Source organism: Herbaspirillum huttiense (assembly GCF_004367745.1).
GTDB lineage: Bacteria > Pseudomonadota > Gammaproteobacteria > Burkholderiales > Burkholderiaceae_D > Herbaspirillum > Herbaspirillum huttiense.
On sequence record NZ_CP037993.1, the window covers coordinates 2,553,305 to 2,579,177 of the forward strand.

The window sequence follows — 25,873 nt, forward strand, 5'->3', positions numbered from 1 at the left end:
CGGCGCAGGCGGCCTCAGTGCTGCGGCAAGGCCGCGCGCAGCCATTCGCTGAGTTCCGGCGCGCCCGGCCAGGCGCTGATGCTGGCTGCACTTGCCATCAAGACCTGCAGGCAGGCCGTATGTACATGCTCGCAGGCGGAGAGGTCCACCGGGGCCGCCGGATGGCCGGCCACCAGGGCCAGCAGGGCCTCGGCATCCTCCACGGCCAGTACGCCCGCACAGTGCAGGGTGTCGTCCTTGAATTCGATCGTCATTTCAGCAGCTCCTTGGGGTTGATGACCATCAGTACCGAGCCGTCGCCCAGCAGGGCCGATCCGGCATAGGCCGTGAGGCCGGCGAGCACGCCCGAGAGCGGCTTGAGGATCACTTCCACCACCTCCCGGAAGTCATCGATCACCAGTCCCAGGTACTGCCCGTGCACGCGCAGGATCAGGGTCGCCCATTCGTCGTGCTCGTTGCAGCGCTGCGGGGTGTCCAGCCCGAGCAGGCTGTTCAGTTCCAGCAGCGGCACGATGCGTCCGCGCAGGACGGCGGCATTGTGCTGCTTGATGCGGTGCACGTCGGCGGCCGGGACGCGCACCGTTTCCACCACCGCTTCCATCGGCAGGCCGTACTGCACGCCGCCCGACTGCACGATCATCACGTTGGTCACCGCCATCGACAGCGGCAGCGACAGTTGCAGGCGGGTGCCCTGGCCGGCTTTGCTTTCCAGCTGCACGCTGCCGTGCAGGCGTTCGATGGCGGTACGGACCGCATCCATGCCCACGCCGCGCCCGGAGAGATCGGTGACGGCCTCGGCCGTGGAGAAGCCGGGCAGGAACACCAGGTTCACGGCCTCGCGGTCGCTCATGCGTTCCAGTGCCGCTTCATCCACCAGGCCGCGCGCATAGGCCTTGCGGCGGATCACGGCGGGGTCGATGCCGCGCCCGTCGTCGGCGATCTCGATGACCACGCAATCGGCTTCCTGGCGTGCACTCATGACCAGTTTGCCGGTGGCCGGCTTGCCGGCGGCGCGGCGTTCTTCGGGCGTTTCCATGCCGTGGTCCAGCGCATTGCGCACCAGGTGAACCAAGGGGTCGGCCAAGGCCTCGATGACGTTCTTGTCGGCTTCGGTGGTCTCGCCTTCGAGCAGCAGTTGCACCTCCTTGCCCAGCTTGCGTGCGATGTCGCGCACCAGGCGCGGGAAGCGCTGGAACACGAAAGACACCGGCATCATGCGCACCTGCATGATGGCATCCTGCATCTCCTCGACGATGCGGTTGATGACCGCATGCTGGGCCCGGATATCGCGGCCCAGCTCGCGCTCGCCGTACTGGTTCTCGGCACGGGAGGCCAGATAGGGCAGGCCGTTGCGGGCCACCACCATCTCGCCGATCAGGTTCATGAGGCGGTCCACTTTTTCCTGTTCCACCTTCAGGACCCGCGCGCCATTGCTGTCCTCGGCACGGCGTCCGAAATTGACGGGAGCCTCTCCCTCGGCAGTTGCGGACGCGATTGCCGCCGTCGCCGGGGCGGCAGCCGCTGCCACTGCGGCCGGTGCGGCGATCTCTACCGCGATCATTTCTTCTTGTACATCAGCGTCTGCGCTCATCTCGGCCACCGACTGCACTTGCGCGTGCTGCTCGATCCAGGCCACCACCGGCGCCACGCTCGACAGCGCAAGGGCTTCCTCGGCGCAGGCTTCCAGCGCCGGCAAGACATCCAGGCGTCCGATGGCGCGCATGCAATTGGCGATGGTCGTGACGGCGGCCTTCAGATGGCCCGGGACCCAGGGCGCGCCTTCGAGCGCCCACAGTGCATCATTCTGGGTTTGCACGATCATCAGCGCATCGTTGGCCCGGGTCTGGTCCTTGACTTCGATGGCCGCTGCCGGCAGGGCGGTGATCCAGAACTGTCCCGGCACGTAGCGGAAATGATCATCCAGCAGGCTGCGGTCGGCGGTCGTTACTGCCTGGAATACCAGGTTGGCACGATAGGCATCCAGCTCGGCCAGGGCAGGCCAGGCGCTGCCGGGCAACACGCGGCGCCACAGCACGCCCGGCATCTGCGCGGCCAGGCGCAGCGGATCCTCGCCCTTGAAGAAGCATTCCGGTTCCGGCGTGTATTCCACCCACAGCAAGGTCTCGCCGTTGCGGGCTGCATCCGCCCACGCCATCCGCAGGCTGGCCGGCACCCGGCCCAGGGCCTCGGCCATGCGGCTGCGGGCGGCCTCTTCAGCCGCGCGCTGGCTCGCTTGGTGGGCATCGCCACCGCCCTGGGCCAGCTGCATCCCGCAGCGCTGGCGCAGGCGGGCCACCAGTTCTGCGCACGGGGCAGCCTGGGCCGGGTCTGGCTGGCCGGCCAGTTCGATGTCGTCGAACTGGCGTGCCACGAAGTCCATGGCTTCCAGCAGCAGGTCGGCCATCTCGCGGTCATAGGCGACCTGGCCGTCGCGTACCGCACTCATCAAGTCTTCGGCCGCATGCAGCACCCGGAACATCTCGGGAAACTCGAACAGCCCGCAGTTGCCCTTGAGCGTATGCACCACGCGGAACAGGGACTCCATCAATTCGGGATCGGCCGGCTGGCGTTCCAGGGCCAGCAGTCGGCTGGCGATCTCCTGCAGGCCGTCGCGCGACTCCTGCATGAATTGCAGCAGCAGGGGAGAGAAGGCGGTCGTCATTGCGTTTCTCCCAGCATCAGTTTCACGTTGCGCAGCAGCGGCACGGGGCGCGCCGGCTTGACGATGTAGAGATTGGCGCCGGCCTCGAAGGCCTTGCGGCGATCGCATTCCTGGGCTTCGGTACTGACCATGATGGCCGGTGCCTGGGGGATGTCGTGCTGGCGCAGGGCGCGCAGGAAAGAGTAGCCATCCATTTGCGGCATGTTGACATCGACCACGTACAGGTCGAAGGGCTGCTGGCCTTCGGCGCAGGCGGCCAGCGCCGTCTCCAGCGCCTCCAACCCGTTGCTGGCTTCGCGCACGGTATAGCCGGCGTCCTCGAAGATGGCCCGTTCATACAGACGGACGGTGGCAGCATCGTCCACGATGAGGATATGTTTCATGCTTGCTCCAATGGCTTCTGGTAGACGATCGCTTGTGCAAACTTGCGGATCGCAAACAGCGATGAGATGCGGCTCATCGACTCCGAGTGGCCCAGGCAGATGAAACCGCCCGGGCGTAATACGTCATAGAAGGCTTCAGCGGCACGGCGGCGCGAGGCGTCGTCGAAGTAGATCAGCAGGTTGCGGCAGAACACCAGGTCGTAGTTGCGGTAGGCTGCCACTTCGGCGCGTTCGTTCAGGTTCACGCGGGTAAAGGCCACGACCTCGCGCAGGCTGCGGTTGATGCGCCAGTTTTCCCCCTCGCGGGTGAAATACTTCTGCAGCCAGGCGGCCGGCAACTGGTGCACGGCACGCGGCGAATAGAGGCCAGCCTCGGCCTGGGCCAGGATGCGGGTGTCGATATCCGAGGAGACGATCTCCACATCCCAGCGTGCCAGTTCCGGCCAGCGTTCCAGCAGGTACATGGCCACCGTGTAGGCTTCCTCGCCGGAAGACGACGGCATGATCCAGATGCGCATCGGTTCGCCGCGCGGCTTGCGCGCCACCAGCTCGGGCAGCATCGACTGCACCATGCAGTCGAACTGGTAGTGCTCGCGCATGAAGTAGGTCTCGTTGACCGTCATCTCGTTGACCAGCCGCTGCCATTCGCGGCCTGAGGTCTCGAAGCGCAGCAGCGAGAAGTACTCGCGGAAGTCGGCACAGCCGGCGGCCTGTATGCGGTCGATGAGGCGCTTGTCGACGAAATAGCGTTTGGTCGATTCGAAGTGGATGCCGCTGCGGCGGTAAAAATATTCACGGAAGCGCTCGAAGTCTTCGGCGCTGATGCTGCTGGTGGGGGCTTCTGCAGAAACGTTCATTACGCGCCCCGTCCAAGCCGATTCAGCAGCAGGCGCCCGGCAAACGTGATGTAGGGCTCGTCGGCAAAGCGGCGCATGAGCGTGGTCACAGGACCGATGGCCGCCGGCGTGCCGATGGTGGTCAGCACTTCCAGCGCGGCACCGCAGACGTTGACATCGGTCTCGGCATCGATCAGTTGCAGCAGCCAGTCTTCCACTCGCGCATGGCGCAGCGTGTCGAGGATGCCCACGGCCAGGATGCGGATATCGGTTTCCGGATCAATGAGCATGTGCGCAATCACGGGAGCCACCTGCTCGGGCATGCCGCGCAGGAGGTCGATGGCGGCGTTGCGCAGCCACGCGTCCTCGCTGCGCAGGCAGCCGGCCAGGGCTTGTACGGCCTCGTCGCCGGGCGTGGCCGCCAGTGAATCGAGCAGGGCTGTGCGCACGGCCAGGCTCGATTCGCGTTCCAGGGCATCGAGGATGACCGGTACCGCCTCCGGCTGTCCGGCCAGGGTCTGGGCCGCACTGCGGCGCAGCGCCGGGTCCGCCGCCTGCAGGCTGGCCAGGGCCGTGGCGCGGGCCACTTCCGGGATACTGGCGCTGGGCATTCCTGTGGACTTGTTCAAGGGCATGATGAGTTCCGTATCGGTGTGATTCGTATCAGATGAGGGGGCACAGCCACTGGATCAGCTGGCCTGCAATCTGGTCGGCCGGCAGTACGCTGCTGGCGCCGCCACGGCGGATCAGTTCAGCCGGCATGCCGAAGACCACGGCGGATTGTTCGCTTTCGGCGATGGTGCGTCCGCCGGCTTGCCGGATCTCGGTATAGGCCTCGGCCCCATCGCTGCCCATGCCGGTGAGCATGACGCCCACGATGGCCTGGGGCGGATACAGCTGCAGGGCGCTGGCCCCCAGCAACTGGACCGAGGGATGCCACAGCTGGGTCGCGTCCGGCGGGCGGCTGACCAGCGTGGGTCTGCCGTTGCGCGTGGTGAAGATGCTGTCGGCACCGCCCTTGCAGACATAGACCGTGCCCGCTTCCAGCGGCATGGGCTGCGCCGCCTCGACCACGCGCAGGGCGCATAGCCGGCCCAGGCGCTCGGCGAAAGGCGCGGTAAAACTGGTCGGCATGTGCTGCGCCACCACCACCGGCCAGGGGAAGTGCGCCGGCAACTGCGGCAGGATGCGCTCCAGCGTGCGCGGCCCTCCGGTAGAGACTCCGATGACCACCACCCCCGGCTCGCGGGCATTCAGCGGCGCGGAGAGGGTAGCAGTCGGGGCCGCCGTCGCTGGGCCGGCAGGATCGGCCGGCCCAGCGGCGCTACGGGTGCGGGCAGCGGTGCGCGGCGACGTGGCCGGCGGTGCTGCGTCGGGGCTGCGCACCTTGGCCTTGGCGGCGCCCCGTACCTTGGCCACCAGTTCGGTGCGCAGCACATCGATGCCCAGGCTGATGGTGCCGCCCGGCTTGGCCACGTAATCCACCGCCCCCAGGGCCAGGGCTTCGAAGGTCGCCAGCGCCCCCTGGGCAGTCAGGGAGGAGAGCATGATTACCGGCACCGGACGTTGCAGCATCATTTCCGCCAGCGCCGAGAGACCATCGAGTTCGGGCATGTTGATGTCGAGGGTGACGACATCGGGCGCGAATTCCAGGTTCATGCTGACGGCTTCCCGGCCATTGCGGGCAAAGGCCACCGCAAAGCCACCGGCCTGCTCGAAGAGCTCGCTCAGCTGCTTGCGCATGAGGGCTGAATCGTCGACGATGAGCAGCTTCATCCTTCTCTCTCCTGTCCTTTCTCGTGCGTAGGCTTACGCGGTTTGTCCCATGCCGGCCAGCAGGGCCAGCTCTTCGCCTTCCACCAGGTAGCGGGGTTCCACCAGCTGGATCATGCGTTTCTGTTTCTCGATGTTGGCCATGCGCGAGAGCAGGCGCACCTGCTGGCTCGACAGCGAAGGCGCGGGCCCGATGGCGCGGCGTTCAATTTTGAGGACCTCGGCCACCGAATCGACGATGAAGCCGGTGCACACCTGGTCGATCAGGAACACCATGATGCGCTGGCGATCACTGCGCTCCACCCGCGGCAGGCCCAGCCGCATGCGCAGGTCGATCACCGGCAGCACGGCGCCGCGCAGATTGATGACGCCTTCCACAAATGTCGGGGCGCGCGGTACGTGGGTCAGTTGCTCCGGCACGCGCACGATCTCCTGCACACTGTCGATGGGCACGCCGAATTCCTCCTCGCCGAAGCGGAACACCACGACCTGCTCCTCATCGTCGCTGCGGGTTTCGGGCTGCTTGTCCTGGTTCATCTCGTTGTCCTCCAGCAGGGTTTCGATGGCCGGCTGGCGCAGCAGGCTCACGGCATCGATCACTGACACCAGCCGCTTTCCGTTGTCCAGCCGGCAGATGCGGGCGATGTCAGCCATCCCCTGGTCGCGCGCCAGCAGCGTGGGGACCGCTTCCACGGTGTTGAGCGGCACCCGCAGCACTTCGTTGACGGTATCGATGACCACTCCCACGGCGCCTGCCGATTCCCCGGCCGCCGGGGCGACCACGGCGATGCGGCTGCTGTGGTCCTGCTGCCGCGGCGGCAAGCCGAACATGTGGCGCAGCGATACCAGCGGCAAGAGCCGGTTGCGCAGGGTCATGATGCCCAGCACGTGCGGCTCCGCATGCGGCACTTGCACGACGGTCTGCGGCATCTGCACGATTTCCTGCACGTCTTCGATGGCTACCGCATATTCCTGGCCGGCCACCATGAAGCTGACCAGTTGCAGTTCGTCGCCACCCTGGGCCTGCACTTCCTCGGCGCTGCCGCCATCCATGGCGGCCTGGCCGGCGCGCGTGCCGGTAGCGGCTTCGGCAAATTCGGCCGCCACCAGACGGGCAAAATCCAGCACCATGATCATGGGGTGGCCGCCGACGTCCTTGATCAGGCCGGACAGCAACTCGGTGCGCACCGAGGAGGCGATGCAGGCCACGTCTTCGATCTGGCGCAGGTCCACGCCGACCACGCTGGCCACGTGATCCACCACGAAACCCAGCGGCTGGCCAAGGTCGATCACCACGGCACGGCTGGCATCGTCGGCCGGCCGGTCCGGCAGCCCGAAGATGCGGCTCAGGCTGACGATGGGCAGCACCTTGCCGCGCAGGTTGGCCAGGCCCAGGAGGGCCTGCGGGGCCAGCGGCACGTGCACCACTTCCGGCACGCGGATGATTTCCTGTACCGGCGCCATGTCCACGCCAAACACCTCGTCGCCTACCGTGAAGGTGACGAACTGGCGCAGTTCGGTGTCGCCGGCGGTTGGCGGGGGCAGGGCGTCGTCGGCTGTGCCGGCGTAGGCCGGCGGCGTCGCTGCGCCGGGTGCGGGCGCGATGGCGGCCGGGGCCACCTCGCGCTCGATGAGGGATGCGTCATTCATGTTGTGTGTGCCTTTCTCGGGTCCACGGGTTCACTGGAGCAGCGAGTCAGGTGCTTTGCAGCTCATCGGCCAGCGAGGCCACTTCCTCGACGGCGGCGGCCAGTTGCTCGGCCCCCTGGGACTGCTGGCGCGCGGCGGCAGCGGCTTCGGTGGCGGCACGGTCGGCTTCCTGGGCGGCGGCGGCAATCTGCTCGGTGCCGGTGCGCACCTGCAAGATGGCCGCAGCGACCTCGCTGGCGGCCGAGAGGATTTCCTGCGTGCCTTGCTCCACGGCGGCCACATCGTTTTCGATGCTGACCAGGGCGCTGGTGATGGCCTTGGCTTTTTCGGCTTCACCGATGGCAGCGTCGGCAATTTCTTCCAGGTCGCGCTCGACCACGGCGATCTGATCCTGCACTGCCTTGACCAGATCCTTGATGTTGTCGGCATTGCCGGCCGAGTCGTGGGCCAGGTTGCGGATGTCGGTCGCGACCACCACGAAGCCCTTGCCGAACTCGCCGGCGCGGGCCGCTTCGATGGAGCCGTTCACGGCCAGCATGTTGGTCTGGATCGAGACCGTGGTGATGGCATCGACGATCTTGTCGATGCGGCGCGAGACCAGTGCCAGGTCCTTGATCTGGCGAATCGAGGCGCGTGAGGCGTCCACCGAGTTGGCGATGCCGGCGATGAGCGAATCGACGGCCTTCTTGTTCTCGCCCAGCAGCGTCCGGATCGCGGTAGCGCGTTCGCCGCTGGTGCCGGCGCGTGCTTGTGCCACCTGCAGGCCGCGTGAGATCTGTTCGATGGCCGTGGCCGATTCTTCGGTGGCCACTGATTGCACCTGCGTACCTTTGCGGATCTGTTCGATGGCCGACATGATCTGGGCGCTGGCGCGGCTGATTTCCTGTACGGCCGCCGAGAGTTCTTCGGCGCTGGCGGCGACTTCTTCGGCACTTTTGGCCACATCGGTGGAGTTCTTGAGGTCTTCGGACAGTTCCGAGAGCGCTTGCGAGGTGGTTTCAGCTTCCGACAATGCCTGGCCTTGCTCGGCCACGGTCTTGGCGGATTCGACGGCAGCGGCCGATTGTTCTTCGGCTGCAGCGGCGATTTCCTGGGCGCCATCAAGCGCCTGCTTGCTCGCGGCGACCGACTGCTGGGCGCCTACGGCGATCTCTTGCACGCCGGCGACGATCACCTGGGCATCGCGGCGGATGTTCTCCAGCTGGGCGCTGATCATCTTGCCGCTTTCGACCTCGCCCAGGACAGTGGTGGCGGCCGCGCCAATGCCTTCGACCACGGCCTTGACTTCACGCTGGATCTGGCCGACCAGTTCCTGGATCTGCTTGGCGCTTTTTTCCGAGGTCTCGGCCAGGGTGCGCACCTCATCGGCCACCACCGCAAAGCCCTTGCCATGCTGTCCGGCGCGGGCCGCTTCGATGGCCGCGTTCAGGGCCAGCAGGTTGGTCTGGTCGGCGATGCGGGCCACGGCCTTGACGATGTCGCCGATGTTGGCGGCCTGTTTTTCCAGTTCGGCCACCATGGTCACCGAGCTGGACTGGCGCTGGGCGGCGATGCCCACGTTGGTGACCAGGGTGGCGATATCGCCGCTGGTGCGGGTGACCTGGTTCTGCACGGCCAGCATACGCGCCTGGCTTTGATCGGCATTCTGCAACTGGCGGCCGATGGCCTGCTCTACCTGGCGGAAGGCGGCCAGCGACTCCTGGGCGGCGCTGGAGGCCTGCTCGGCGCCGCGCGCAATCTGGTCGGAGGCGCTTTTCAGTTCTTCGGTGGCCGCCGAGGCCTCCGAGATGCCGGCGCTGAGTTCGGCGGTGGCGGCGGCGATGCGCTCGGCGGCCTGCTGCTGCTTGGCCAGGGTGCGGGCCTTCTTGCGCAGGGCATCGGCCTGGCGCGACGTCGAGGCGGCCGCACGCTGGTCGGTTGCGCCCTCATAGTTGGAGTTTTGAATAGTCTTGACGAGCGCCATGTGCGCCTCCTGGAAAAAAGTTGTGCTCAAACGGACGGTCTTGCAGGAGAAATGGTAGGCGGCAACATTGCCGGCCGGAATCGGTTCTGATCCTAGGAGATACATAGGAAATGTCCTAGGCAACCCGGGTGGTCTGAGCCCGGATGCCTGGAGGGCCGTCCTAGAGGCAATATTGGTGCGATCAGGACAGACCTGCGGTTCAGGCCGGTTAGCCAGTCATTGGTCCGACAGTGGCGGCCGTTCTGGAGCGGACGGACTCGTTTGAGCGGAGAGCCGAATCGCCAGTCCAGGCGGCTCGCCTACTCTGTCAAGCCAGGCATCGCGAATGCTTTGCATCGCTGGTGCTGGGCGGACAGCGCATTACTCAATATAATGTTGCAAATGTCTTAAGAATCTCGACCGATCCTCATATTGAAAAGATGTGTCAGTCCCGGGCCCATGTCGTTATCCATACACCGGAGGCAAGGGGCGCCTGCCACACTATTCGCCTTATGGCTGGGGTTGGCGTATCTGGTTCGCATCAGATCGTTCGGTTACACTCGCAAGCGCGCGTAAGCCCGCGTGCGCCATGGGCGGATACGGAAAGCAAGATCGGCAAGCAGGATTTTCTTTGTGGCAATCAGTTCGATCAGCGGGGCACGCACGGCGCCAGACTAAGTTGCGAGCGGTCGCGCGAGAGGAGGTGCAGAACGCCTTGATGAAGATCCACGCGAGCCGATTGCTGCTGCTGTTGAGTACGCGGAGCTTGCTGCAGAAAACCATGAGCCGTATCTGCGCTTGGCCGGAACCGGAAGGGATAGAAGGTGAAGGATGAGCTCATGAGAAAAAGCTTGCGAACATATTCATTTCGATTGTGTCTATGGTCCATTAGTGTTCGGTGAGTACGCCAAGCGGGCGGTCGAATGCTAAAGCTCTTCAGGTGGAAGAGCCTGGCAAGCGTCCATTGCATTACTGAGAAGGCGAACCAGTCACACCAGAAATCATTTCCGCGGGATGGTCTGGTGGCTCAAGGGCAGCGGCTTCAGCAAAGTCTGTCCGCCATATAAATGAAGAAGATCCTGTACTTTTTGCACGAAAGTGTCAGGAGAGGTGGAGGAGACAGTGCTGCAAGCATCAAACAGAGCGGGGCAGAGATTTCCGCCGATGCAGCGTCAGGACGTATCGAGATCACGCGTTGATCATCCCTAGAGGAAGGTGGGGAATCATCAGCGCGCGCATCAGTCTGAGCACCCTGTCAAAACTTGTTTCGCTCCTGTGAGCTGAAAGGAAACGCATGAACATCACCGTCATCGGGACCGGCTATGTCGGCCTGGTCACCGGCGCCTGTCTGGCCGAATTGGGTAACAAGGTCTTCTGCCTGGACGTGGATCGCAACAAGATAGAGATCCTCAACAGCGGCGGCGTGCCCATCTACGAGCCCGGCCTCAAGGAAATCATCGCCCGCAATCGCGCCTCCGGCCGACTCATCTTTTCCACCGATATAGCCGCCAGCGTGGCGCACGGTCAGGTGCAGTTCATCGCCGTGGGGACGCCGCCCGATGAGGATGGCTCGGCCGATCTGCAATACGTGGTGGCAGCGGCGCGCAATATCGGCCGTCACATGGAGCGCAACTGCATCGTGGTCGACAAGTCCACTGTGCCTGTTGGCACGGGCGACAAGGTCAAGGCTGCCATTCGCGCCGAGCTGCAGGCGCGCGGCCGCGATGACCTGGATGCCATGATCGTCTCCAATCCGGAGTTCCTGAAGGAAGGCGCGGCGGTGGAAGATTTCATGCGGCCGGATCGCATCGTCATCGGGGTGGAAGAAGGTGCGGCCGGTGTGGAAGCGCGCGAGGTGATGCGCGAGCTCTACGCACCGCTCAATCGCAACCATGAACGCATTCTGTACATGGACGTCAAGTCCGCAGAGTTCACCAAGTACGCCGCCAATGCCATGCTGGCCACACGTATCTCCTTCATGAACGAACTGGCCAATCTGGCTGACCGCCTCGGTGTGGACATCGAGCATGTGCGCAAAGGGATCGGTTCGGATCCGCGCATCGGCTTCAGTTTTCTTTACGCCGGTACCGGCTACGGCGGTTCGTGCTTCCCGAAAGATGTGCAAGCACTGGCGCGTACCGCCAGCGAACATGGTCAGGAACTGGAGATTCTCGGTTCGGTGGAATCGGTCAATGACAAACAGAAGCAAGTCTTGCTCAAGAAGATCGTCGGCCGCCTCGGCGAGGATCTGTCCGGGAAGACCTTTGCAGTCTGGGGTTTGGCCTTCAAGCCCAACACGGATGACATGCGTGCCGCCCCCAGCCGCGTGATTGTGCGCGAGCTGCTGCGCCGTGGGGCGCGAGTACAAACCTATGATCCGGTCGCAATGGCCGAGGCCCGTCATGCCTTTGCGGTGGATCTCGCCGATTTGCCCGAGCGCCAGGCCGACCTGCTCTTCGCCGAAGGCGCGATGGAGGCGCTGGAAGGTGCTGATGCCCTGGTGATCGTGACCGAATGGAAATCCTTCAAGAGCCCCGACTTTGCCGCCGTCAAGGCCAGCCTCAAGGAGCCGCTGGTGTTCGATGGTCGCAACCTGTTCGAGCCTCTCAGCATGGCGCGCATGGGTCTGGAGTACCACGCCATCGGTCGTCCTTCCAAAACCCCGCGGTGACCGCCCCATGAGCCAGAATTTGCGTACGGATGCCCGTCTGTTTCCCACGGTCGGAGCCTTCTTCCGGTTCCGGTGCAACTGGTTGCTGGCGGGGCGTCGCTATGCTGCCCGTCGTCAGGCGGCCAGCAACGTGGTGGTATCGCTGACCTCCTATCCGCCCCGTTTTTCCACGCTGCACCTGACGCTGATGTCGCTGCTGGCACAGAGTTTTGCGCCGGCGCGCATCGTGCTCTGGGTGGCGTATCAGGATGTGGAGAAGTTGCCGGACAGCGTGACTGCGCTGACCCGGCACGGACTGGAAATTCGTGCCTGCGAGGATCTGCGGTCCTACAAGAAGCTTATCCCGCAATTGCAGACCGATCCGCACAGCGTCATCGTGACCGCGGATGACGACGTGTACTACTGGCGCAACTGGCTCAAGGAACTGGTCGATGCCTACCAGCCGGGCCGCAAGGAAGTCATCGCTCATCGCGTGCATCGCGTGCGCATGGGCGGTGACGGACTCCCGCTGCCTTACACGCAGTGGGAGTATTGCATCAACGACCTGCAGGCTGATGACCTGCATTTCCCCACCGGCATCGGCGGTGTGTTGTATCCGCCAGGCGTGTTGGGCGAACAGGTGTTGCAGGCGGAACAGTTCATGGCCTTATGTCCGCGCGGTGATGACATCTGGTTCTGGTGGATGGCTCGGCGCAATGGCGCGCGTTTCCGCCGTGCGCCCTCGGCCAATCACAGCAATTATTTTCATTGCTGGGACGGATCCCAGGAATGCGCGCTGTGGGAAGACAATGTCTCAGGCAATTTCAATGACACTCAGATCGCTGCGATGATCGAGCATTTTGGATTCTCCGAAGAAAGGAAGATCGCGTAATGGCGTCGGCTATGTCCAATGCACGCTGGCTGACCTTGTCGCAGCTGGTGCGCATCACCTTGCAGATGGTTTCCATCTTCATCCTCTCCCGCTTGCTGGCGCCGTCCGAATATGGCTTGCTGGCGATGGCCACCGTGGCGCTCAACTTCGCCTCTTTGCTGCGTGACATGGGCACCGGCGCCGCCGTGATTCAAAAGGAGACCTTGACCCGCGAGACCACCAATACGGTGTTCTGGCTCAACATCGGGCTGGGTGGCACGATTGCGCTGGTGCTCATCGCTATTTCTCCGATGGTGGAGAATTATTTTCGTACGCCCCATCTGGCTCCCGTTCTGTGCCTGATGGCCTTGTCCTTCCCGCTCACCAGCAGCTGCGCGGTGCATAGCGCCTTGCTGGAGCGTGAATCGCAGTTTCGCACACTGGCACGTATCGAGATCGTGTCGGCTTCTATCGCACTGGTCACCGCCATCACGCTGGCCTTCGCAGGCTTTGGCGTCTACAGCCTGGTGTGGCAGACGCTGGTATCTGCCATGTTGTCGGCATTGCAGCTGTGGCTCGCCGGCGGCTGGCGTCCGGAAAAGATCTGGAGCCGCAGTGAGTTCCGCGGTCTGTGGAAATTCAGTGGCAACCTGACTGGATTTTCCTTCGTCAATTTCTTTGCGCGCAATGCCGACAGCATGGTCATTGGCAGAATCCTTGGTGCGGTTCCATTAGGTATCTATGCGCAGGCCTACAAGGTGATGATGTTTCCTCTACAAAGCATGAGCTACGTGGCTAATCGCGCGCTGTTCCCGGTGATGAGCCGGCAGCAGGGCAAACGAGAGGAAATGGCGCGGCTGTATTTTCGTTCCGTGCGTCTGATCGCCACCTTTACTGCGCCGATGATGGCCGGGCTCTGGCTGCTGCGTGAGCCCTTCGTGCGCGTGGCACTCGGACCACAGTGGGAGAGCGTACCCATCATTCTGGCATGGCTGGCACCAGTAGGTTTTTTGCAGTCGGTGATCAGCACCACCGGTGCAGTTTTCATGGCCACTGGCCGCACCGATCTGATGATGCGCCTCGGCGCGCTGGGTGCTGTGCTGCAGGTCGGTAGTTTTTTCATAGGGGTGCATTGGGGCATCGAAGGCGTGGCGATGTGCTATCTGATCGCCAACATCCTCAATGCCATCCCGCATTTTTATTTCGCCACGCGCGAGCTGCATAGCAACCTTGCTGGTCTGCTGCGCGCGCTATGGCAGCCAGTGCTGTTTGCGGGGGTGATGCTGGCTCTGCTGGCACCGCTGCTCCAATGGCTGATCCATGATCAGTTCGGGCCGCAGCTTGTTCTGTTCGGCTTGTCCGCCGTCGGGGCAGTAGTGTTTGCAGGATTGACGCTGCTGTTCTCGCGAGAACTGGTGCTGGACATGAAGAAGATGGTGGGGCGCGCCTGAGGCCGCCCTGGTTAACTACGCTTGGCTTACCTAATTATTACACTTTGCCATGAATGACCTTGTCACCATCTATGTACCTACCAAGAACCGGCTTGGCCTGCTGACGCGCGCTGTCAATTCGGTTTTGGCACAAACCTACCGGAATCTGGAGCTCATCGTGGTATCGGACGGTGCCACGGATGGTACCTGCGAGTACGTGCGCGGACTCAACAGCGATATCCGTATCAAGCTGATTCACCATCCGCAGTCGCAGGGGGCGTGCGCCGCACGTAATCATGCGATCGAAGCCGCTTCGGGGCGCTTCGTGACCGGCATTGATGACGATGACGTCTTCATGCCGGACCGAATCGAGCGCTTCCTGCAGCAATGGTATGCGCTGGAAGAGCAGGGGCAGTCCTTTTCCTGCCTGTTCGATCGTCGCATCGTCAATGCCGGTCGCGTCGTGATGCTGTGGGATACCGACGCACGCGTCGATCTGGCCACCATCTTGGAAACCAACGCGATCGGGAACCAGGTGTTTACCACCTCCGAGCGCTTGCGCCAGATCGGCATGTTTGATACCGCCATGCCGGCTTGGCAGGACTGGGAAACCTGGGTGAGGCTGGTACGCGAATTCGGCCCGGCCATCAGCATTTGTTCCAACACTTATCTGATGGATATTTCCCATGAGATGGAACGCATTACGCTGAAGTCGCCCGAACGCATCATCTCTGCCGCGCAGTTGTTTTACGACCGCCACTGCCAGCGCAGCAACATGGCCGGCCTTTTGCGCTCGCTGGCCGGCTATGAGCAGATCAAGCTGTCTGCCAGCGATTTCTTTACCATGCTGGGCGGTGGCCGTTCGCATGCCAAATTCGCGGTCAGGCAGCTCAAGTACGGCAAGTACAAGGCCTCTCTGGCACCGACGCTGCATGCTTCTCCGGGCAAGCATTGAAACCGGTTCTGGCGATGCACAAGAAACATTACGGCGGATTGGAAATCCTCAAGCTGGTCATGAGCATGATGGTGGTGGGTATTCACACCAGCCCCTTTGCGAGCCTGCCCACACTCGATGCGTTCAGTTCGAATGGGCTGTTTCGCATCGCCGTGCCGGTATTCTTCCTGATGAACGGCTATTTCTTGAGTCTGGAGAGGGATCGATTCCTGCCTTGGATGCGCCGCATTGTCGTGCTGTACCTCCTGCTGAGTCTGCTGTTTGCACCACTCTGGTTGGATTTGCATTCACCGGACGCTGCGCTTTTGTCGGTCGCAATCAATTTGGGCACCGGCTGGCATCATTTGTGGTATTTGGCCGCATTGATTCTGGCATCCTGCATTGCGTTTGTCGGGCGCTCTTGCCTGCGCTCGCTACTCGCGCTATCGCTTCTTTTGTTCTGCGCAGGTGTGGTGCTGCAGGCAGTTGCGCTATGGAACGGCAATGCGTTCGCTGAAAACATCCACGGACGGTTCGATATTTACCGTAATGGAATTACCGTGGCGCTACCATTCCTACTCATCGGCATGGCGCTGCGCAACCGTGCGGGGAATTTACGGATCTCGCCATGGATGTTATTCCCGGTCCTGGTGATGTTCCTGGCTGAGATCTTTCTGTGGAATCGTCTTTGGGGCCATCAGACGCGCGACCTTTATCTAAGTCTGATCGTCGTGGCACCGGTGCTGTTCTTATTGGCGCGGCAGTGGGAGATCGCCTATCGCGACCAGCTGTCAGCGCGAGTCTATTATTTTCATCCGATCTTCGAAATGGCCTTCAAGCTCAACGGCAAATTTGGTGGTGGCAAGGTGTTCCTTGTGACGGCGTTGCTGTCGCTGCTTCTTGCCTATGGGCTGGGGAAGCTGAAGCGGATGTCGGCCGTAGCGCGATCGGGCTGGGTCAAATTGATTCCCTGACCAGCTGGCTCTTGTTATGGTGCAAGTGATCGAGGCGCCCGTGCTAATTCGAACATCAGTTGAATCTGCGAACCAAAGACTAATGACACAGGCGGCTGCGGGCTGTCGTTGTGCGTTGGTCAGTGCGTAAAGGGGCCAGCGGGCACCCATGTAGCCACTTCACGTCTGCCGTTCCACCAGGTTGTTCTTGACGGCCCACAAGACCAGCCCGACCACGTCGCGCACGCCGATGCGGTCCATGATCTGGGCGCGGTGGGCGGCGATGGTCTTTTCGCTCAGGTCCAGTTCGTAGGCGATTTCCTTGGTCGTCTTGCGATGGGCGATCATGGCCAGGATCTGGTGCTGACGCGGCGTAAGCGGATCGGCCTGGGTTTGCCGGGCGGGCCCCGTGTAGAGGCAGTGGCTGATCATGGACTTGGCCACGGCCGGGGTCAGGTAGCACTCGTTGCGGGCGACGGCCTGCAAGGCGATATCGAGTTCAGCGGGATTGGATTGCTTGAGCAGATAGGCCGCTACCCCCATGCGCATCACCTCGGCCAGCAACTCCGCATCGGGCTGGTTGCCGACGATCACCACGCGGCTGGCCGGGCATTTGCTGCAGATGTCGGCCAGCAGGGCCAGTCCCTTGCGGGTGTCGGTGGAGATATCGATGATGACCGCGTCCGGCGCCACGCTCTGGATCACATGCAAGGCTACCGGTCCGGCTTCCACTTCGCCAATGACTTGTTGGCCTTCCAGCTTCTCGATCAGGCAACGCAGGCCCGCGCGCATCATGATCTGGTCGTCCACCAGGACTATATTCATGTTCAGGATCCCCCACTGAGCAAGTTGATGTGGCAACCCTCCTCAGTGTGCCGGCGACAGCGCTGGGCACGCGCAGCGGTCTCGGGATGCCTGTTCTCAGCGGTAAATTTACCGGTTTTTCTTAATAAATTCAATCAAATATACCAAATAACCTTAAATTCATCAGAAATATGATTTTTGATGAAAATGATCTGGTCATTCTGTTCACGTTCAGCACGCCCGTTCGTGGCTGTTACGCCTCACCCATGAAAAAACCGGGCGCAATCATCATTGCGCCCGGTCCGTATGGCTTCGCGCTGCGCCGTCCTGCCTTGGGGGCCGGGCGGCGAGCACCTCATTGCGAGTGTTACTCGTGGATGTTGTTGCGCACGGTTTCCTTCACGAACAGCAGACCGATCACCACGGTGATCAGCGAGATCACGATCGGATACCACAGGCCGTAGTAGATGTCGCCCTTGAAGGCCACCAGTGCGAAGGAGGTGGTGGGCAGCAGGCCGCCGAACCAGCCGTTGCCGATGTGGTAAGGCATGGACATGGAGGTGTAGCGGATGCGGGTCGGGAACATTTCGACCAGGCAGGCGGCGATCGGGCCGTAGACCATGGTCACGTAGATCACCAGGATGAACAGCAGCAGCAGGACCATCGGCTTGTTGATCTGCTCCGGATCGGCCTTGCTCGGGTAACCGGCGGCCTTGATGTCGTCAGCCAGGGCCTTGGACAGTTCCTTGTCCTTGGCGGCGGCGTCTTCCTTGGACAGGCCGGCGGCATCATACGAGGTGATGACGCGGTCGCCGATCTTGACGGTGGCCACCGAACCCGGTGCACCAGCCACGTTCTGGTAGTTCACCGAAGCGGCCGACAGCTTGGCCTTGACGATGTCGCAGGACGAGGTGAACTTCTTGGTGCCGGTCGGGTTGAACTGGAACTGGCAGCTGGCCGGGTCGGCGGTGACGATCACCGGGGACTTTTGCAGTGCGGCTTCCAGCGCCGGGTTGGCGAAGTGGGTCAGGCCGTTGAAGATCGGGAAGTAGGTGACGGCGGCAATCAGGCAGCCACCCAGGATGATGGGCTTGCGGCCGATCTTGTCCGACAGCGAACCGAAGAACAGGAAGAAGGGCGTCGCCAGCAGCAGCGCGGCGGCGATCAGGATGTTGGCGGTCGGGCCATCCACCTTCAGGGTCTGGGTCAGGAAGAACAGGGCATAGAACTGGCCGGTGTACCACACCACGGCTTGACCGGCGGTCAGGCCGACCAGCGCCAGGATCACCAGCTTCAGGTTCTTCCATTGGCCGAAGGCTTCGGTCAGCGGGGCCTTGGAGGTCTTGCCCTCGGCCTTCATCTTCAGGAAAGCCGGCGACTCGTTCATGGACATGCGGATCCACACCGAGATGGCCAGCAGCAGGATGGAGACCAGGAAGGGAATGCGCCAGCCCCAGTCGGCGAAGGCGGCTTCACCCACGGCCGTACGCACACCCAGGATCACCAGCAGCGACAGGAACAGGCCCATCGTGGCAGTGGTCTGGATCCACGCGGTGAAGGCACCGCGGCGGCCTTCGGGCGCGTGCTCGGCCACGTAGGTGGCAGCACCGCCGTATTCACCGCCCAGCGCCAGACCCTGCAGGATGCGCAGGATGATCAGGATGATCGGGGCGGTGATGCCGATCGAGTTGTAGTTGGGCAGCACGCCAACGATGAAGGTCGAGGCCCCCATGATCAGGATGGTCACCAGGAAGGTGTACTTGCGGCCGACCAGGTCACCCAGGCGGCCGAACACCAGCGCGCCGAAGGGGCGCACGATGAAACCGGCAGCAAAGGCCAGCAGGGCGAAAATGAACGCGGTATTGGGGTCGGTGCCGGCAAAGAACTGCTTGGCGATGATGGCCGCCAGCGAGCCGTACAGGTAGAAGTCATACCATTCGAAAACGGTGCCTAGCGAAGAGGCGAAGATGACTTTCTTCTCCTCCGGGGTGATGCCGCGCGCAGTCGTATTGACTGATGCTGTGGTCATGTCTGTCTCCTTGGTTTTAATGAGTGTGCTACTGCATGGAATGCAACCAGGTACTCGGGGCAACAGGGCAACAATGCAACAGATGGCCGAATGGGGCGTTATGCAAGAACGCACCGGAGAACAAAGCATGAAGAGCATGCAAAGCATGAAACATCGACACCCCTCGCTTCCCCGTCTGACACAAACCGCGATATTGGCTTCGCATTGCTTGCGTAAGGACCCACTTGTCCATGCGGCGAGTGTGCGACGCCAAACTTACGCAGGACTTGCTCCAAACTTACACAAGCTTACAGCGCAGCAAGTCGATTTCTGGTTGCGACGCAGCAGCAAAAAGCCCATCAGCCAAGGCCTTGCGGGGTGGTGGTGGATATTGCGGCGCAGCGACTGCAGCGCGCGGCTCGCCTTTTGGGGAAGATGCTCAAAAAGATTTTTCTGTCAGGAATCAGCACGGGCAAGTGAAGCGTCGTGCCAGGCATGCGGATCAGCGGCAGGCCCTCCCGGGCGGGACGGCAGGCGGGACGGCGGTGACAGGGCGGCATCACGGCCCTGTCACCGCTCAGGTGCGGGGATCAGGCCAGCGCGGTGGCCGGGGTTGCTTGCGCTGTCGGTGTGGGCAGGCTCTCGCCCTCCAGCAGCGCCTTGACCACGCGTTCGCCCAGGCCCAAGCCAACGCTCATGCCGATGCCGGTATGCATCAGTACCACCGAGGTGTGGCCGTCGATGGCCAGGGCCGAGAACGGGCCCGGGCCCTTGCTGCCGTAGACGCCTTGCCAGCGCTCGATCACCTGCACGCGCGAAGCCAGGGTATGTTCGACCAGGCCGATCAGCAGTTCATCGATTTCCTCACTGTTGAACGGGGGCGAATCGGTACCGTAATGGTGCGAATCGCCGACGATGAGCTCCTGATACGGGGTCGGGCTGACCAGAAGGTGGATGCCGTGCTTGTTCAGCAGCGGGGCGTTCGCCTCGATCTCCGCGTGCACCGCGCGGGCGGTCGGCAGGTCCGAGAAAGCGCCGTAGTGGGTGCAGGACAGGCCGGTCAGCACGGCATGGGTCAGCGGCACCGCTTCTTCAGTCTTCAGGCGCAGCATCTGCAGGCGGCACTGCTTCAGGTTCATCGGCTGCAGACGGTCGGCAAAGAGCGTCAGGTAATCGTGGCCCGAGCACACCACCACGCGCTCGGCGCGGAATTCGCCGGCGGTGGTCGAGAGGCGGCCGTCGGCGGTGCCATGCACCAGCGTGTTGAAACGGAAATGCACGCCCTGCGAATGCAGGTAGGCCACCAGGGCCGGCATGGCTTCGCGCGAATACAGCTGCAGGTCTTCGGTGCCGTGCAGGGCCGAGCGGTGATGGCTGAAACGGCCGTTGTAGAGCGCGTCCAGCTTGTCGCCTTCGAGCAGGGAGGCGCGGTAGTCGTACTGGCGTGCACGCACGGTCATGAATTCCAGCAGCACGTCGTGTTCGGCCTGGCTGCGGGCAAACAGCAGGGTGCCGGCTTCGCGTGCGCTGAAGTGGGCGCGCGCGGCCAGGTGCAGCCAGAGAGCGCGGCTTTCGCGGGCCAGGTCCAGCATGATGCCGGGCGGCTGGCCGGTCACCAGGCCCATGCCGAAGTTGCGTACGGACGCGCCCAGCGGCGTGCCGGTGCGTTCGAAGACGGCCACCTTGAGGCCGCGCTTGACGGCGGCATAGGCGTGGGCGAGGCCAAGGATGCCCGAGCCGACCACGGCCAGGTCGAAGTGCTGCGGATCGTGTTCTGAGAGGGAATTGTTCATGAGAAGTGCTCCATCGGAGTCAGTGGCGAGATGTTGTGCGGCGTCTTGTGCGGGGACGCTCTGACGGCGTCCTGCGGTCCTCTCCGTGCGCCGTCACGCTACAGCTCGAAGCTGTTGGACCCGTGACGGCGCGGTAGTGCGGGCAAGTGCAGGGATTACTGCTTCTTCTCCGACTTGCTTTCGTAACGCTTGCTCCACTCGGTCAGGATGCGGTCACGGCTGGTGCTGGCCCAGGTGAAGTCGTTCTTGATCAGGCGCTTTTCATAGTCGGCCGGCAGCAGCTCGTCCGGCTTGGCCACGCCAGGAATGGCGACCACGGCGAAGTTCTTTTCATACAGGGCCATGGCTTCCTTGCTGGCGGAGAAGTCGGCCAGTTTCTTGGCGGCTTCCAGGTTCTTGGTGCCCTTGACGATGGCAGTGGCTTCGATATCCCAGCCCAGGCCTTCAGACGGCAGGATCACGTCGATCGGTGCGCCTTCCTTCTTGGTCTTGACGGCACGGTACTCGAAGGCGATGCCGATCGGGAATTCACCGGTGGCGGCCTGCTTGCAGGGCTTGGAGCCGGAGTGGGTGTACTGGCCGATGTTCTTGTGCAGGGCGTCCATGTAGGCCCAGCCTTTTTCTTCACCCATCATCTGCAGCCAGGCCGAGACATCCAGGTAGCCGGTGCCGGACGAGGCCGGATTGGGCATGACGATCTTGCCGGCATAGACCGGCTTGGTCAGGTCAGCCCAGGAGGTCGGCTTGGGCAGGCCCTGCTTTTGCGCTTCCACGGTGTTGAAGCAGATGGCCGAGGCCCACACGTCCATGCCGACCCAGGCCGGCGGATTGGCGGCGCTGCGGTACTTGGCGTCGATCGCTGACAGGCCTTGCGGGGCGTACGGGGTCAGCATGCCTTCCTTGTCCAGCAGGGCCAGGCTGGTGGCGGCCAGGCCCCAGATCACGTCAGCCTGCGGGTTGGCTTTTTCGGCCAGCAGCTTGGCGGTGACGATGCCGGTGGAGTCGCGCACCCACTTGATCTCGATGTCCGGGTTGGCCTTCTGGAACGCGGCCTGGTAAGCCTTGATCTGGTCGGCTTCGAGGGCGGTGTAGACGGTCAGCGTGGTAGCGGCGTGGGCCTGGGCCGAGAACAGCAGGCCGGCACCGATCACCGATGCGAACAGGGAAAACAGCTTGGTTTTTTTCATGATGGCCTTCGTCAGTGAATGGCTGGGTTGAAAACGCGTCGGGGACGCAAGGTGGAGAAATCGTAGGGCTGCCGGTCCGGCTCAATGCGCGCGTCCACGGCGCCAGGCCTGGGCCCGCGCCAGCCAGCGGCTGCCGGCCAGGTACATGAGCAGCGAGGCCGCAGCCGAGGTCAGCAGGATCAGCGTGGACATGGCGGCCGCCGGGCCGACATCGCCGGCGTCGTCCATGTTCAACACCGCCACCGAGGCCAGTACCGTATCCGGGCGATACAGGAAGATCACCGCCGACACCGTGGTCATCGAGGACACGAACAGGTAGCGGAAGATCTCCAGCATCTGCGGCAGGCACAGCGGCACCGTCACGCGCAGGAAGGTCTGCAGCAGCGGCACCTTCAGCGACAGCGAGGCCGCTTCGAATTCAGGATCGAGCTGCTTGAGTGCGGTGACGGCGGTGAGATGGGCCGTGGTGTAGAAGTGCACGATGGAGCAGAGCACCAGCAGCGTCATGGTCCCGTAGAGGAAATTGAACGGGTTGGACGGATGGTTGAAGAACAGCAGGCTGCCCAGGCCCAGCACCAGGCCGGGCACGGCCATCGGCAGGAAACTCAGCATGCGCAGCAGGGGTGCGAGCCAGGCCTGGCCACGCGTCTTTTCCATCAGCCAGGCACCGGTAAAGATGACCAGGGTCCCGGCCACGCTGGTGCCGCAGGCCAGTTTCAGGCTGTTCCAGTAGGCCAGCCAGCCGCCGCCATCCATGTTGTCGAAGTCGTAGTGCTGCAGCGTCAGTTGCAGGTTGTAGGGCCACAGCTTGACCAGGGATGCCCCCATGGCCACCACGATCATCATCAGGATGGCCGCCGCGATCAGGGCCACCGCCAGCAGGTTGATGCCATCACGGCGCCAGTCGGGGCGGGGAACGTAAGCTTCGGAGCGGCTGCTCATGGTGGCGCGCTGGCGGCGCTGCAGCCAGGCGTCCAGGGCAAAGGTCAGCAGGGCCGGCACCAGCAGCAGCAAGCCGATCAGCGCACCGCGTCCGAACTGCTGCTGGCCGACCACGGCCTTGTAGGCCTCCACGGCCAGCACGCTGTAGGCGCCGCCGGTGATCTTGGGCACGCCGAAGTCGGTAATGGTGAGCGTGAACACCAGGCAAAGCGCTCCGAAGATGCCGTAGCGCGTGGCCGGCAGGGTGACGGTGGTGAAGATGCGCCAGCGCGATGCGCCCATGGCGTGCGCCGCGTCGTACAGACGGCCATCGGCCTGCGACAGCGCCGACAGCAGGATCATCATGGCGTGCGGGAAGGTGTAGAACACTTCGCCCAGCAGGATGCCCCAGAAGCCGTAGATGCTGCCATCCATCCACTCCTTGAACAGGCCCTGGTTGCCGAACAGGTAGATCAGTGCGATGCCGGGCAACAGCGACGGCGCCAGCAGCGGCAGCAGGCCGATACCGCGCCACAGGCCCTTGAAGGGAATGCAGGTGCGCTGCAGGGCGTAGGCGAACACATAGGCCAGCGGTACCGTCACCACGGCGGTCACTGTAGAGACCCACAGGCTGCGCCCCAGCATGGGCAGGAAATTGATGTTGGAGAACAGGGTCACGAAGGGCTGGCTGCCCGCCCAGTTGCCCTCGGGCGTCAGCACGGCTTGCGCCAGGATGAACAGCAGCGGTCCGCCCAGACCCAGCAGGAGCAGGGCCAGCAGCATCCATTTCATCGCGCCCGGCAGCCGCTGGCTGCGGTCGGTCGGGGAACGCCGCGCCGCCGGGGCGCCAGCTTGGGTGCGATCGCGCGCCAGGGCAGGCATGGGGGAGGTGGGCGGCAAGGAAGATTGCATCGTCATGAACGGTCCGGCTCAGGCAAAGACCTGCAGGGCCTGGCGCGGCAGCGCCACCCACAGTCCATCGTGAGCCGGCTGGGCGGCCAGGCGGTCGTGCGATTCACCGCTGACATCGGCCAGCAGGGTCTGGCCCGGCAAGGCATCGGCAGCCAGGGCCAGGCGATAGCGGTTGCCGAGATAGATGCGATCGATCACGCGTGCCTGGAAGCGGTTGGCACAGCTCTCGGTAGCGAACAGCTCCACGGCTTCTGGGCGGCAGAACAGGCGGCCGGTTTGCAGCTCCGCTTCTTCAGGGCGGACTTCGAAGCGCAAGGCCCCGACCGTGACCTGCGAACCCGAGATGCGCGAAAACGGCAGCCAGTTGGCGTGGCCGATGAAATCCGCCACGAAGGGCGTGGCCGGGCGGCGGTAGATCTCGGCGGGCGTGCCGAACTGTTCGATGCGGCCATGCTGCATGACGGCGATGCGGTCGGCCATGACCATGGCTTCTTCCTGATCGTGCGTGACCATCAGGGTCGTGATCCGGAACTGCTTCTGCAGGCGGCGGATTTCCAGTTGCAGGTGTTCGCGCACCTGCGCATCCAGGGCCGAGAGCGGTTCGTCGAGCAACAGCAGCGAAGGCGAGGGGGCCAGCGCGCGCGCCAGGGCCACCCGTTGCTGCTGGCCGCCGGAAAGCTGGCCGGGATACTTGGATTGGCTGCCGGCCAGGCCGACCATGGACAGCATTTCGGTCACGCGCTCCTGGCGTGCCTGGCGCTTCATGTTGCGCAGGCCATAGGCGACGTTGTCGGCCACGGTCAGGTTCGGGAAGAGGGCGTAGGACTGGAACAGGATGCCGTAATCGCGCGATTGCGGCGGCAGATCGGAAATGTCGCGGCCACCGGCGAAGATCTGCCCGGCATCCTGGCGCTCCAGGCCGGCGATGGTGCGCAGCAGGGTGGTCTTGCCGCAGCCCGAGGGACCCAGCAGGCAGACCATCTCGCCTTGGCGCACTTCCAGCGAAACGCCGTCCAGCGCGGTGAAGGCGCCGAAACGCTTGTCGATGCCGCGCACCGACAGGAAACGCTCGTTGCCGTCGGTGTCATCAGGCGGGCAAACCGGCATCGCAAGGGCGGCGGCGGAAGAGGGTGTCTGCATCATTTCGGAGGGTTTCCAGCTGGTTCGCGATGTTGCCCAAAGGCAGTCCCCATGCGGACTTTCGCCGGATGGACTGGCCCGTTCAGAGGCAAGCGGATGGTACGGGCCAAATATGACTGCTGGATGACACCCCCTGCTGTGATAGCAGCCCGGAATCCTTGCTATAGATTGAAGCTATGGATCATCTTGGAAGCTCTCGCGGCGAGGGAATCCGGGCGGCGCAACGCTGTCCAAATTCGGTCAGATCATTCATTGACGCCATGCGGCGAGTGAAGCAAGATCGGACAGTGATCAGGAGGAGAAAATGAACAAATACGGTAGGCCTGCCCGCCGGCCGGGCGTGCGCCTGGCGATGTCGGGCGTGGGCATTGCTGCCATGCTGGCGGCCTGCTCCGCACCCGAGAGCACCCAGCAGGAGCGCGATGCGCTGGCGCGCTCCCTGATCGAGCAGAAGAAGACCACCGAGGATGCCAGCTCCACCGCCACCACCGTCGACGGCTACAAGGTCGACCTGGCCAAGCGCATTTCCCAGGTCAATTTCACCAGTGTCTACGTGGAACGCCCGCAGGCCTTGCTGCGCTCGGTGATCGTCATCAAGTACGTGGTCGATGGCGACGGCAATCTGGTCAAGAGCGAGATCCTGCGCAGCAACCGCGACAAGCACGCCGAAGCCAGCGCCCTGGGCAGCCTGAAATCGGCCGCTCCCTTCCCCAAGCCGCCGCCGGCGCTGCTCAAGCAGGGTCGCATCGAACTGTCGGAGAGCTGGCTGTTCAACAACGACGGCCGCTTTCAGTTGCGCAGCGTGGCCCTGGCCCAGATGGACCGCTAGCGGCAGCCTTGCCAAAGATGCCGCCCGGCATTGGCATGTGTATAATGTCGCGCGAGCACGACGGTGTGCGTTGTGTCTCCCGGGCCTGACGGGCCTGCGCCGGATCAGGGCGAACGCGAGTTCGCCTTTTTTCTTATGGGCGCGCACCAGCGGCAGTCTGCGCTGAACCCCGCTGTCCTTCATTGACCAGATCGT

The 25,873-nt window shown here is 63.3% G+C and carries 20 protein-coding genes; 6 read left to right on the top strand and 14 right to left on the bottom strand.

The features are described 5' to 3' along the window. Window positions 1-14 precede the first annotated feature (14 nt). Genes E2K99_RS11595 through E2K99_RS11630 form a run of 8 tightly spaced genes read right to left on the bottom strand, consistent with a single transcriptional unit; the run spans window position 15 to window position 9,267 of the window. On the bottom strand, window positions 15-254 hold the full coding sequence (locus E2K99_RS11595) for a hypothetical protein (protein WP_034341450.1): 240 nt from the start codon (window positions 252-254) through the stop codon (window positions 15-17). Continuing rightward, window positions 251-2,662 (bottom strand): chemotaxis protein CheA, encoded by a 2,412-nt coding sequence (locus tag E2K99_RS11600; RefSeq protein ID WP_134222296.1) that lies wholly within the window; start codon window positions 2,660-2,662, stop codon window positions 251-253. The genes E2K99_RS11595 and E2K99_RS11600 overlap by 4 nt, the downstream gene beginning before the upstream one ends. Continuing rightward, window positions 2,659-3,045 carry a response regulator gene (locus E2K99_RS11605; protein WP_034309545.1) on the bottom strand — a complete coding sequence of 129 codons (387 nt, stop codon included), beginning with the start codon at window positions 3,043-3,045 and terminating at the stop codon, window positions 2,659-2,661. Before E2K99_RS11605 ends, E2K99_RS11600 begins: the two co-directional genes overlap by 4 nt. Beyond that, window positions 3,042-3,902: a CheR family methyltransferase gene (locus tag E2K99_RS11610; protein ID WP_034309541.1), complete on the bottom strand. Its 861-nt coding sequence runs from the start codon at window positions 3,900-3,902 to the stop codon at window positions 3,042-3,044. Before E2K99_RS11610 ends, E2K99_RS11605 begins: the two co-directional genes overlap by 4 nt. Then, the gene (locus E2K99_RS11615) at window positions 3,902-4,516 is read right to left on the bottom strand and encodes a HEAT repeat domain-containing protein (RefSeq protein WP_134222297.1); all 615 of its coding nucleotides are present in this window, start codon (window positions 4,514-4,516) and stop codon (window positions 3,902-3,904) included. Before E2K99_RS11615 ends, E2K99_RS11610 begins: the two co-directional genes overlap by 1 nt. Window positions 4,517-4,544: 28 nt before the next feature. Then, a complete protein-coding gene (gene cheB / locus E2K99_RS11620; protein WP_134222298.1) occupies window positions 4,545-5,657 on the bottom strand; it encodes a chemotaxis-specific protein-glutamate methyltransferase CheB in 1,113 nt (370 codons plus the stop codon). Window positions 5,658-5,690: 33 nt separating this feature from the next. Further along, window positions 5,691-7,304, bottom strand: coding sequence for a chemotaxis protein CheW (locus E2K99_RS11625; protein ID WP_134222299.1), 1,614 nt, complete (start codon window positions 7,302-7,304; stop codon window positions 5,691-5,693). Window positions 7,305-7,350: 46 nt separating this feature from the next. After that, entirely contained in the window at window positions 7,351-9,267 is a 1,917-nt protein-coding gene (locus E2K99_RS11630; protein ID WP_134222300.1) for a methyl-accepting chemotaxis protein, read from the bottom strand. A 1,273-nt stretch (window positions 9,268-10,540) separates the two neighbouring features. On the opposite strand from E2K99_RS11630, the gene E2K99_RS11635 reads away from it, so the two are divergent. The 5 genes from E2K99_RS11635 to E2K99_RS11655 are packed head-to-tail and all read left to right on the top strand — an operon-like array spanning window position 10,541 to window position 16,105. Beyond that, the gene (locus E2K99_RS11635) at window positions 10,541-11,917 is read left to right on the top strand and encodes a UDP-glucose dehydrogenase family protein (protein WP_134222301.1); all 1,377 of its coding nucleotides are present in this window, start codon (window positions 10,541-10,543) and stop codon (window positions 11,915-11,917) included. Between the two features lie 7 nt (window positions 11,918-11,924). Further along, a complete protein-coding gene (locus tag E2K99_RS11640; protein WP_134222302.1) occupies window positions 11,925-12,788 on the top strand; it encodes a glycosyltransferase family 2 protein in 864 nt (287 codons plus the stop codon). 11 nt (window positions 12,789-12,799) lie between these two features. Further along, the gene (locus E2K99_RS11645) at window positions 12,800-14,218 is read left to right on the top strand and encodes an MOP flippase family protein (RefSeq protein WP_240733892.1); all 1,419 of its coding nucleotides are present in this window, start codon (window positions 12,800-12,802) and stop codon (window positions 14,216-14,218) included. A 49-nt stretch (window positions 14,219-14,267) separates the two neighbouring features. Continuing rightward, on the top strand, window positions 14,268-15,152 hold the full coding sequence (locus tag E2K99_RS11650) for a glycosyltransferase (protein ID WP_134222304.1): 885 nt from the start codon (window positions 14,268-14,270) through the stop codon (window positions 15,150-15,152). A 14-nt stretch (window positions 15,153-15,166) separates the two neighbouring features. Then, on the top strand, window positions 15,167-16,105 hold the full coding sequence (locus tag E2K99_RS11655) for an acyltransferase family protein (RefSeq protein ID WP_134222305.1): 939 nt from the start codon (window positions 15,167-15,169) through the stop codon (window positions 16,103-16,105). Between the two features lie 159 nt (window positions 16,106-16,264). Here E2K99_RS11655 and E2K99_RS11660 read toward each other — a convergent pair whose 3' ends face one another. From E2K99_RS11660 to E2K99_RS11685, 6 genes are all read right to left on the bottom strand, one after another. Continuing rightward, a complete protein-coding gene (locus tag E2K99_RS11660; protein ID WP_121040064.1) occupies window positions 16,265-16,909 on the bottom strand; it encodes a LuxR C-terminal-related transcriptional regulator in 645 nt (214 codons plus the stop codon). A gap of 346 nt (window positions 16,910-17,255) precedes the next feature. Further along, window positions 17,256-18,917, bottom strand: a complete 1,662-nt coding sequence (locus E2K99_RS11665) for an MFS transporter (RefSeq protein ID WP_134222306.1) — start codon at window positions 18,915-18,917, stop codon at window positions 17,256-17,258. A 569-nt stretch (window positions 18,918-19,486) separates the two neighbouring features. Then, entirely contained in the window at window positions 19,487-20,689 is a 1,203-nt protein-coding gene (locus E2K99_RS11670; protein WP_134222307.1) for a TIGR03364 family FAD-dependent oxidoreductase, read from the bottom strand. A 155-nt stretch (window positions 20,690-20,844) separates the two neighbouring features. After that, complete coding sequence (locus E2K99_RS11675) at window positions 20,845-21,876, bottom strand: putative 2-aminoethylphosphonate ABC transporter substrate-binding protein (protein ID WP_039788217.1); 1,032 nt, start codon at window positions 21,874-21,876, stop codon at window positions 20,845-20,847. 81 nt (window positions 21,877-21,957) lie between these two features. Continuing rightward, window positions 21,958-23,715 carry a putative 2-aminoethylphosphonate ABC transporter permease subunit gene (locus E2K99_RS11680; RefSeq protein WP_134222308.1) on the bottom strand — a complete coding sequence of 586 codons (1,758 nt, stop codon included), beginning with the start codon at window positions 23,713-23,715 and terminating at the stop codon, window positions 21,958-21,960. Window positions 23,716-23,727: 12 nt separating this feature from the next. Then, window positions 23,728-24,816, bottom strand: coding sequence for a putative 2-aminoethylphosphonate ABC transporter ATP-binding protein (locus E2K99_RS11685; protein WP_039788215.1), 1,089 nt, complete (start codon window positions 24,814-24,816; stop codon window positions 23,728-23,730). Window positions 24,817-25,153: 337 nt separating this feature from the next. Here E2K99_RS11685 and E2K99_RS11690 point away from each other — a divergent pair, with 337 nt between their 5' ends. Then, a complete protein-coding gene (locus E2K99_RS11690) occupies window positions 25,154-25,678 on the top strand; it encodes a TonB C-terminal domain-containing protein (protein WP_205703776.1) in 525 nt (174 codons plus the stop codon). Window positions 25,679-25,873 lie beyond the last annotated feature (195 nt).

Coding starts and splice junctions, on each gene's coding strand:
- E2K99_RS11595 (WP_034341450.1), bottom strand. CDS start 254: ATGACGATCGAATTCAAGGACGACACCCTGCACTGTGCGGGCGTACTG.
- E2K99_RS11600 (WP_134222296.1), bottom strand. CDS start 2,662: ATGACGACCGCCTTCTCTCCCCTGCTGCTGCAATTCATGCAGGAGTCG.
- E2K99_RS11605 (WP_034309545.1), bottom strand. CDS start 3,045: ATGAAACATATCCTCATCGTGGACGATGCTGCCACCGTCCGTCTGTAT.
- E2K99_RS11610 (WP_034309541.1), bottom strand. CDS start 3,902: ATGAACGTTTCTGCAGAAGCCCCCACCAGCAGCATCAGCGCCGAAGAC.
- E2K99_RS11615 (WP_134222297.1), bottom strand. CDS start 4,516: ATGCCCTTGAACAAGTCCACAGGAATGCCCAGCGCCAGTATCCCGGAA.
- cheB (WP_134222298.1), bottom strand. CDS start 5,657: ATGAAGCTGCTCATCGTCGACGATTCAGCCCTCATGCGCAAGCAGCTG.
- E2K99_RS11625 (WP_134222299.1), bottom strand. CDS start 7,304: ATGAATGACGCATCCCTCATCGAGCGCGAGGTGGCCCCGGCCGCCATC.
- E2K99_RS11630 (WP_134222300.1), bottom strand. CDS start 9,267: ATGGCGCTCGTCAAGACTATTCAAAACTCCAACTATGAGGGCGCAACC.
- E2K99_RS11635 (WP_134222301.1), top strand. CDS start 10,541: ATGAACATCACCGTCATCGGGACCGGCTATGTCGGCCTGGTCACCGGC.
- E2K99_RS11640 (WP_134222302.1), top strand. CDS start 11,925: ATGAGCCAGAATTTGCGTACGGATGCCCGTCTGTTTCCCACGGTCGGA.
- E2K99_RS11645 (WP_240733892.1), top strand. CDS start 12,800: ATGTCCAATGCACGCTGGCTGACCTTGTCGCAGCTGGTGCGCATCACC.
- E2K99_RS11650 (WP_134222304.1), top strand. CDS start 14,268: ATGAATGACCTTGTCACCATCTATGTACCTACCAAGAACCGGCTTGGC.
- E2K99_RS11655 (WP_134222305.1), top strand. CDS start 15,167: ATGCACAAGAAACATTACGGCGGATTGGAAATCCTCAAGCTGGTCATG.
- E2K99_RS11660 (WP_121040064.1), bottom strand. CDS start 16,909: ATGAATATAGTCCTGGTGGACGACCAGATCATGATGCGCGCGGGCCTG.
- E2K99_RS11665 (WP_134222306.1), bottom strand. CDS start 18,917: ATGACCACAGCATCAGTCAATACGACTGCGCGCGGCATCACCCCGGAG.
- E2K99_RS11670 (WP_134222307.1), bottom strand. CDS start 20,689: ATGAACAATTCCCTCTCAGAACACGATCCGCAGCACTTCGACCTGGCC.
- E2K99_RS11675 (WP_039788217.1), bottom strand. CDS start 21,876: ATGAAAAAAACCAAGCTGTTTTCCCTGTTCGCATCGGTGATCGGTGCC.
- E2K99_RS11680 (WP_134222308.1), bottom strand. CDS start 23,715: ATGACGATGCAATCTTCCTTGCCGCCCACCTCCCCCATGCCTGCCCTG.
- E2K99_RS11685 (WP_039788215.1), bottom strand. CDS start 24,816: ATGCCGGTTTGCCCGCCTGATGACACCGACGGCAACGAGCGTTTCCTG.
- E2K99_RS11690 (WP_205703776.1), top strand. CDS start 25,154: ATGAACAAATACGGTAGGCCTGCCCGCCGGCCGGGCGTGCGCCTGGCG.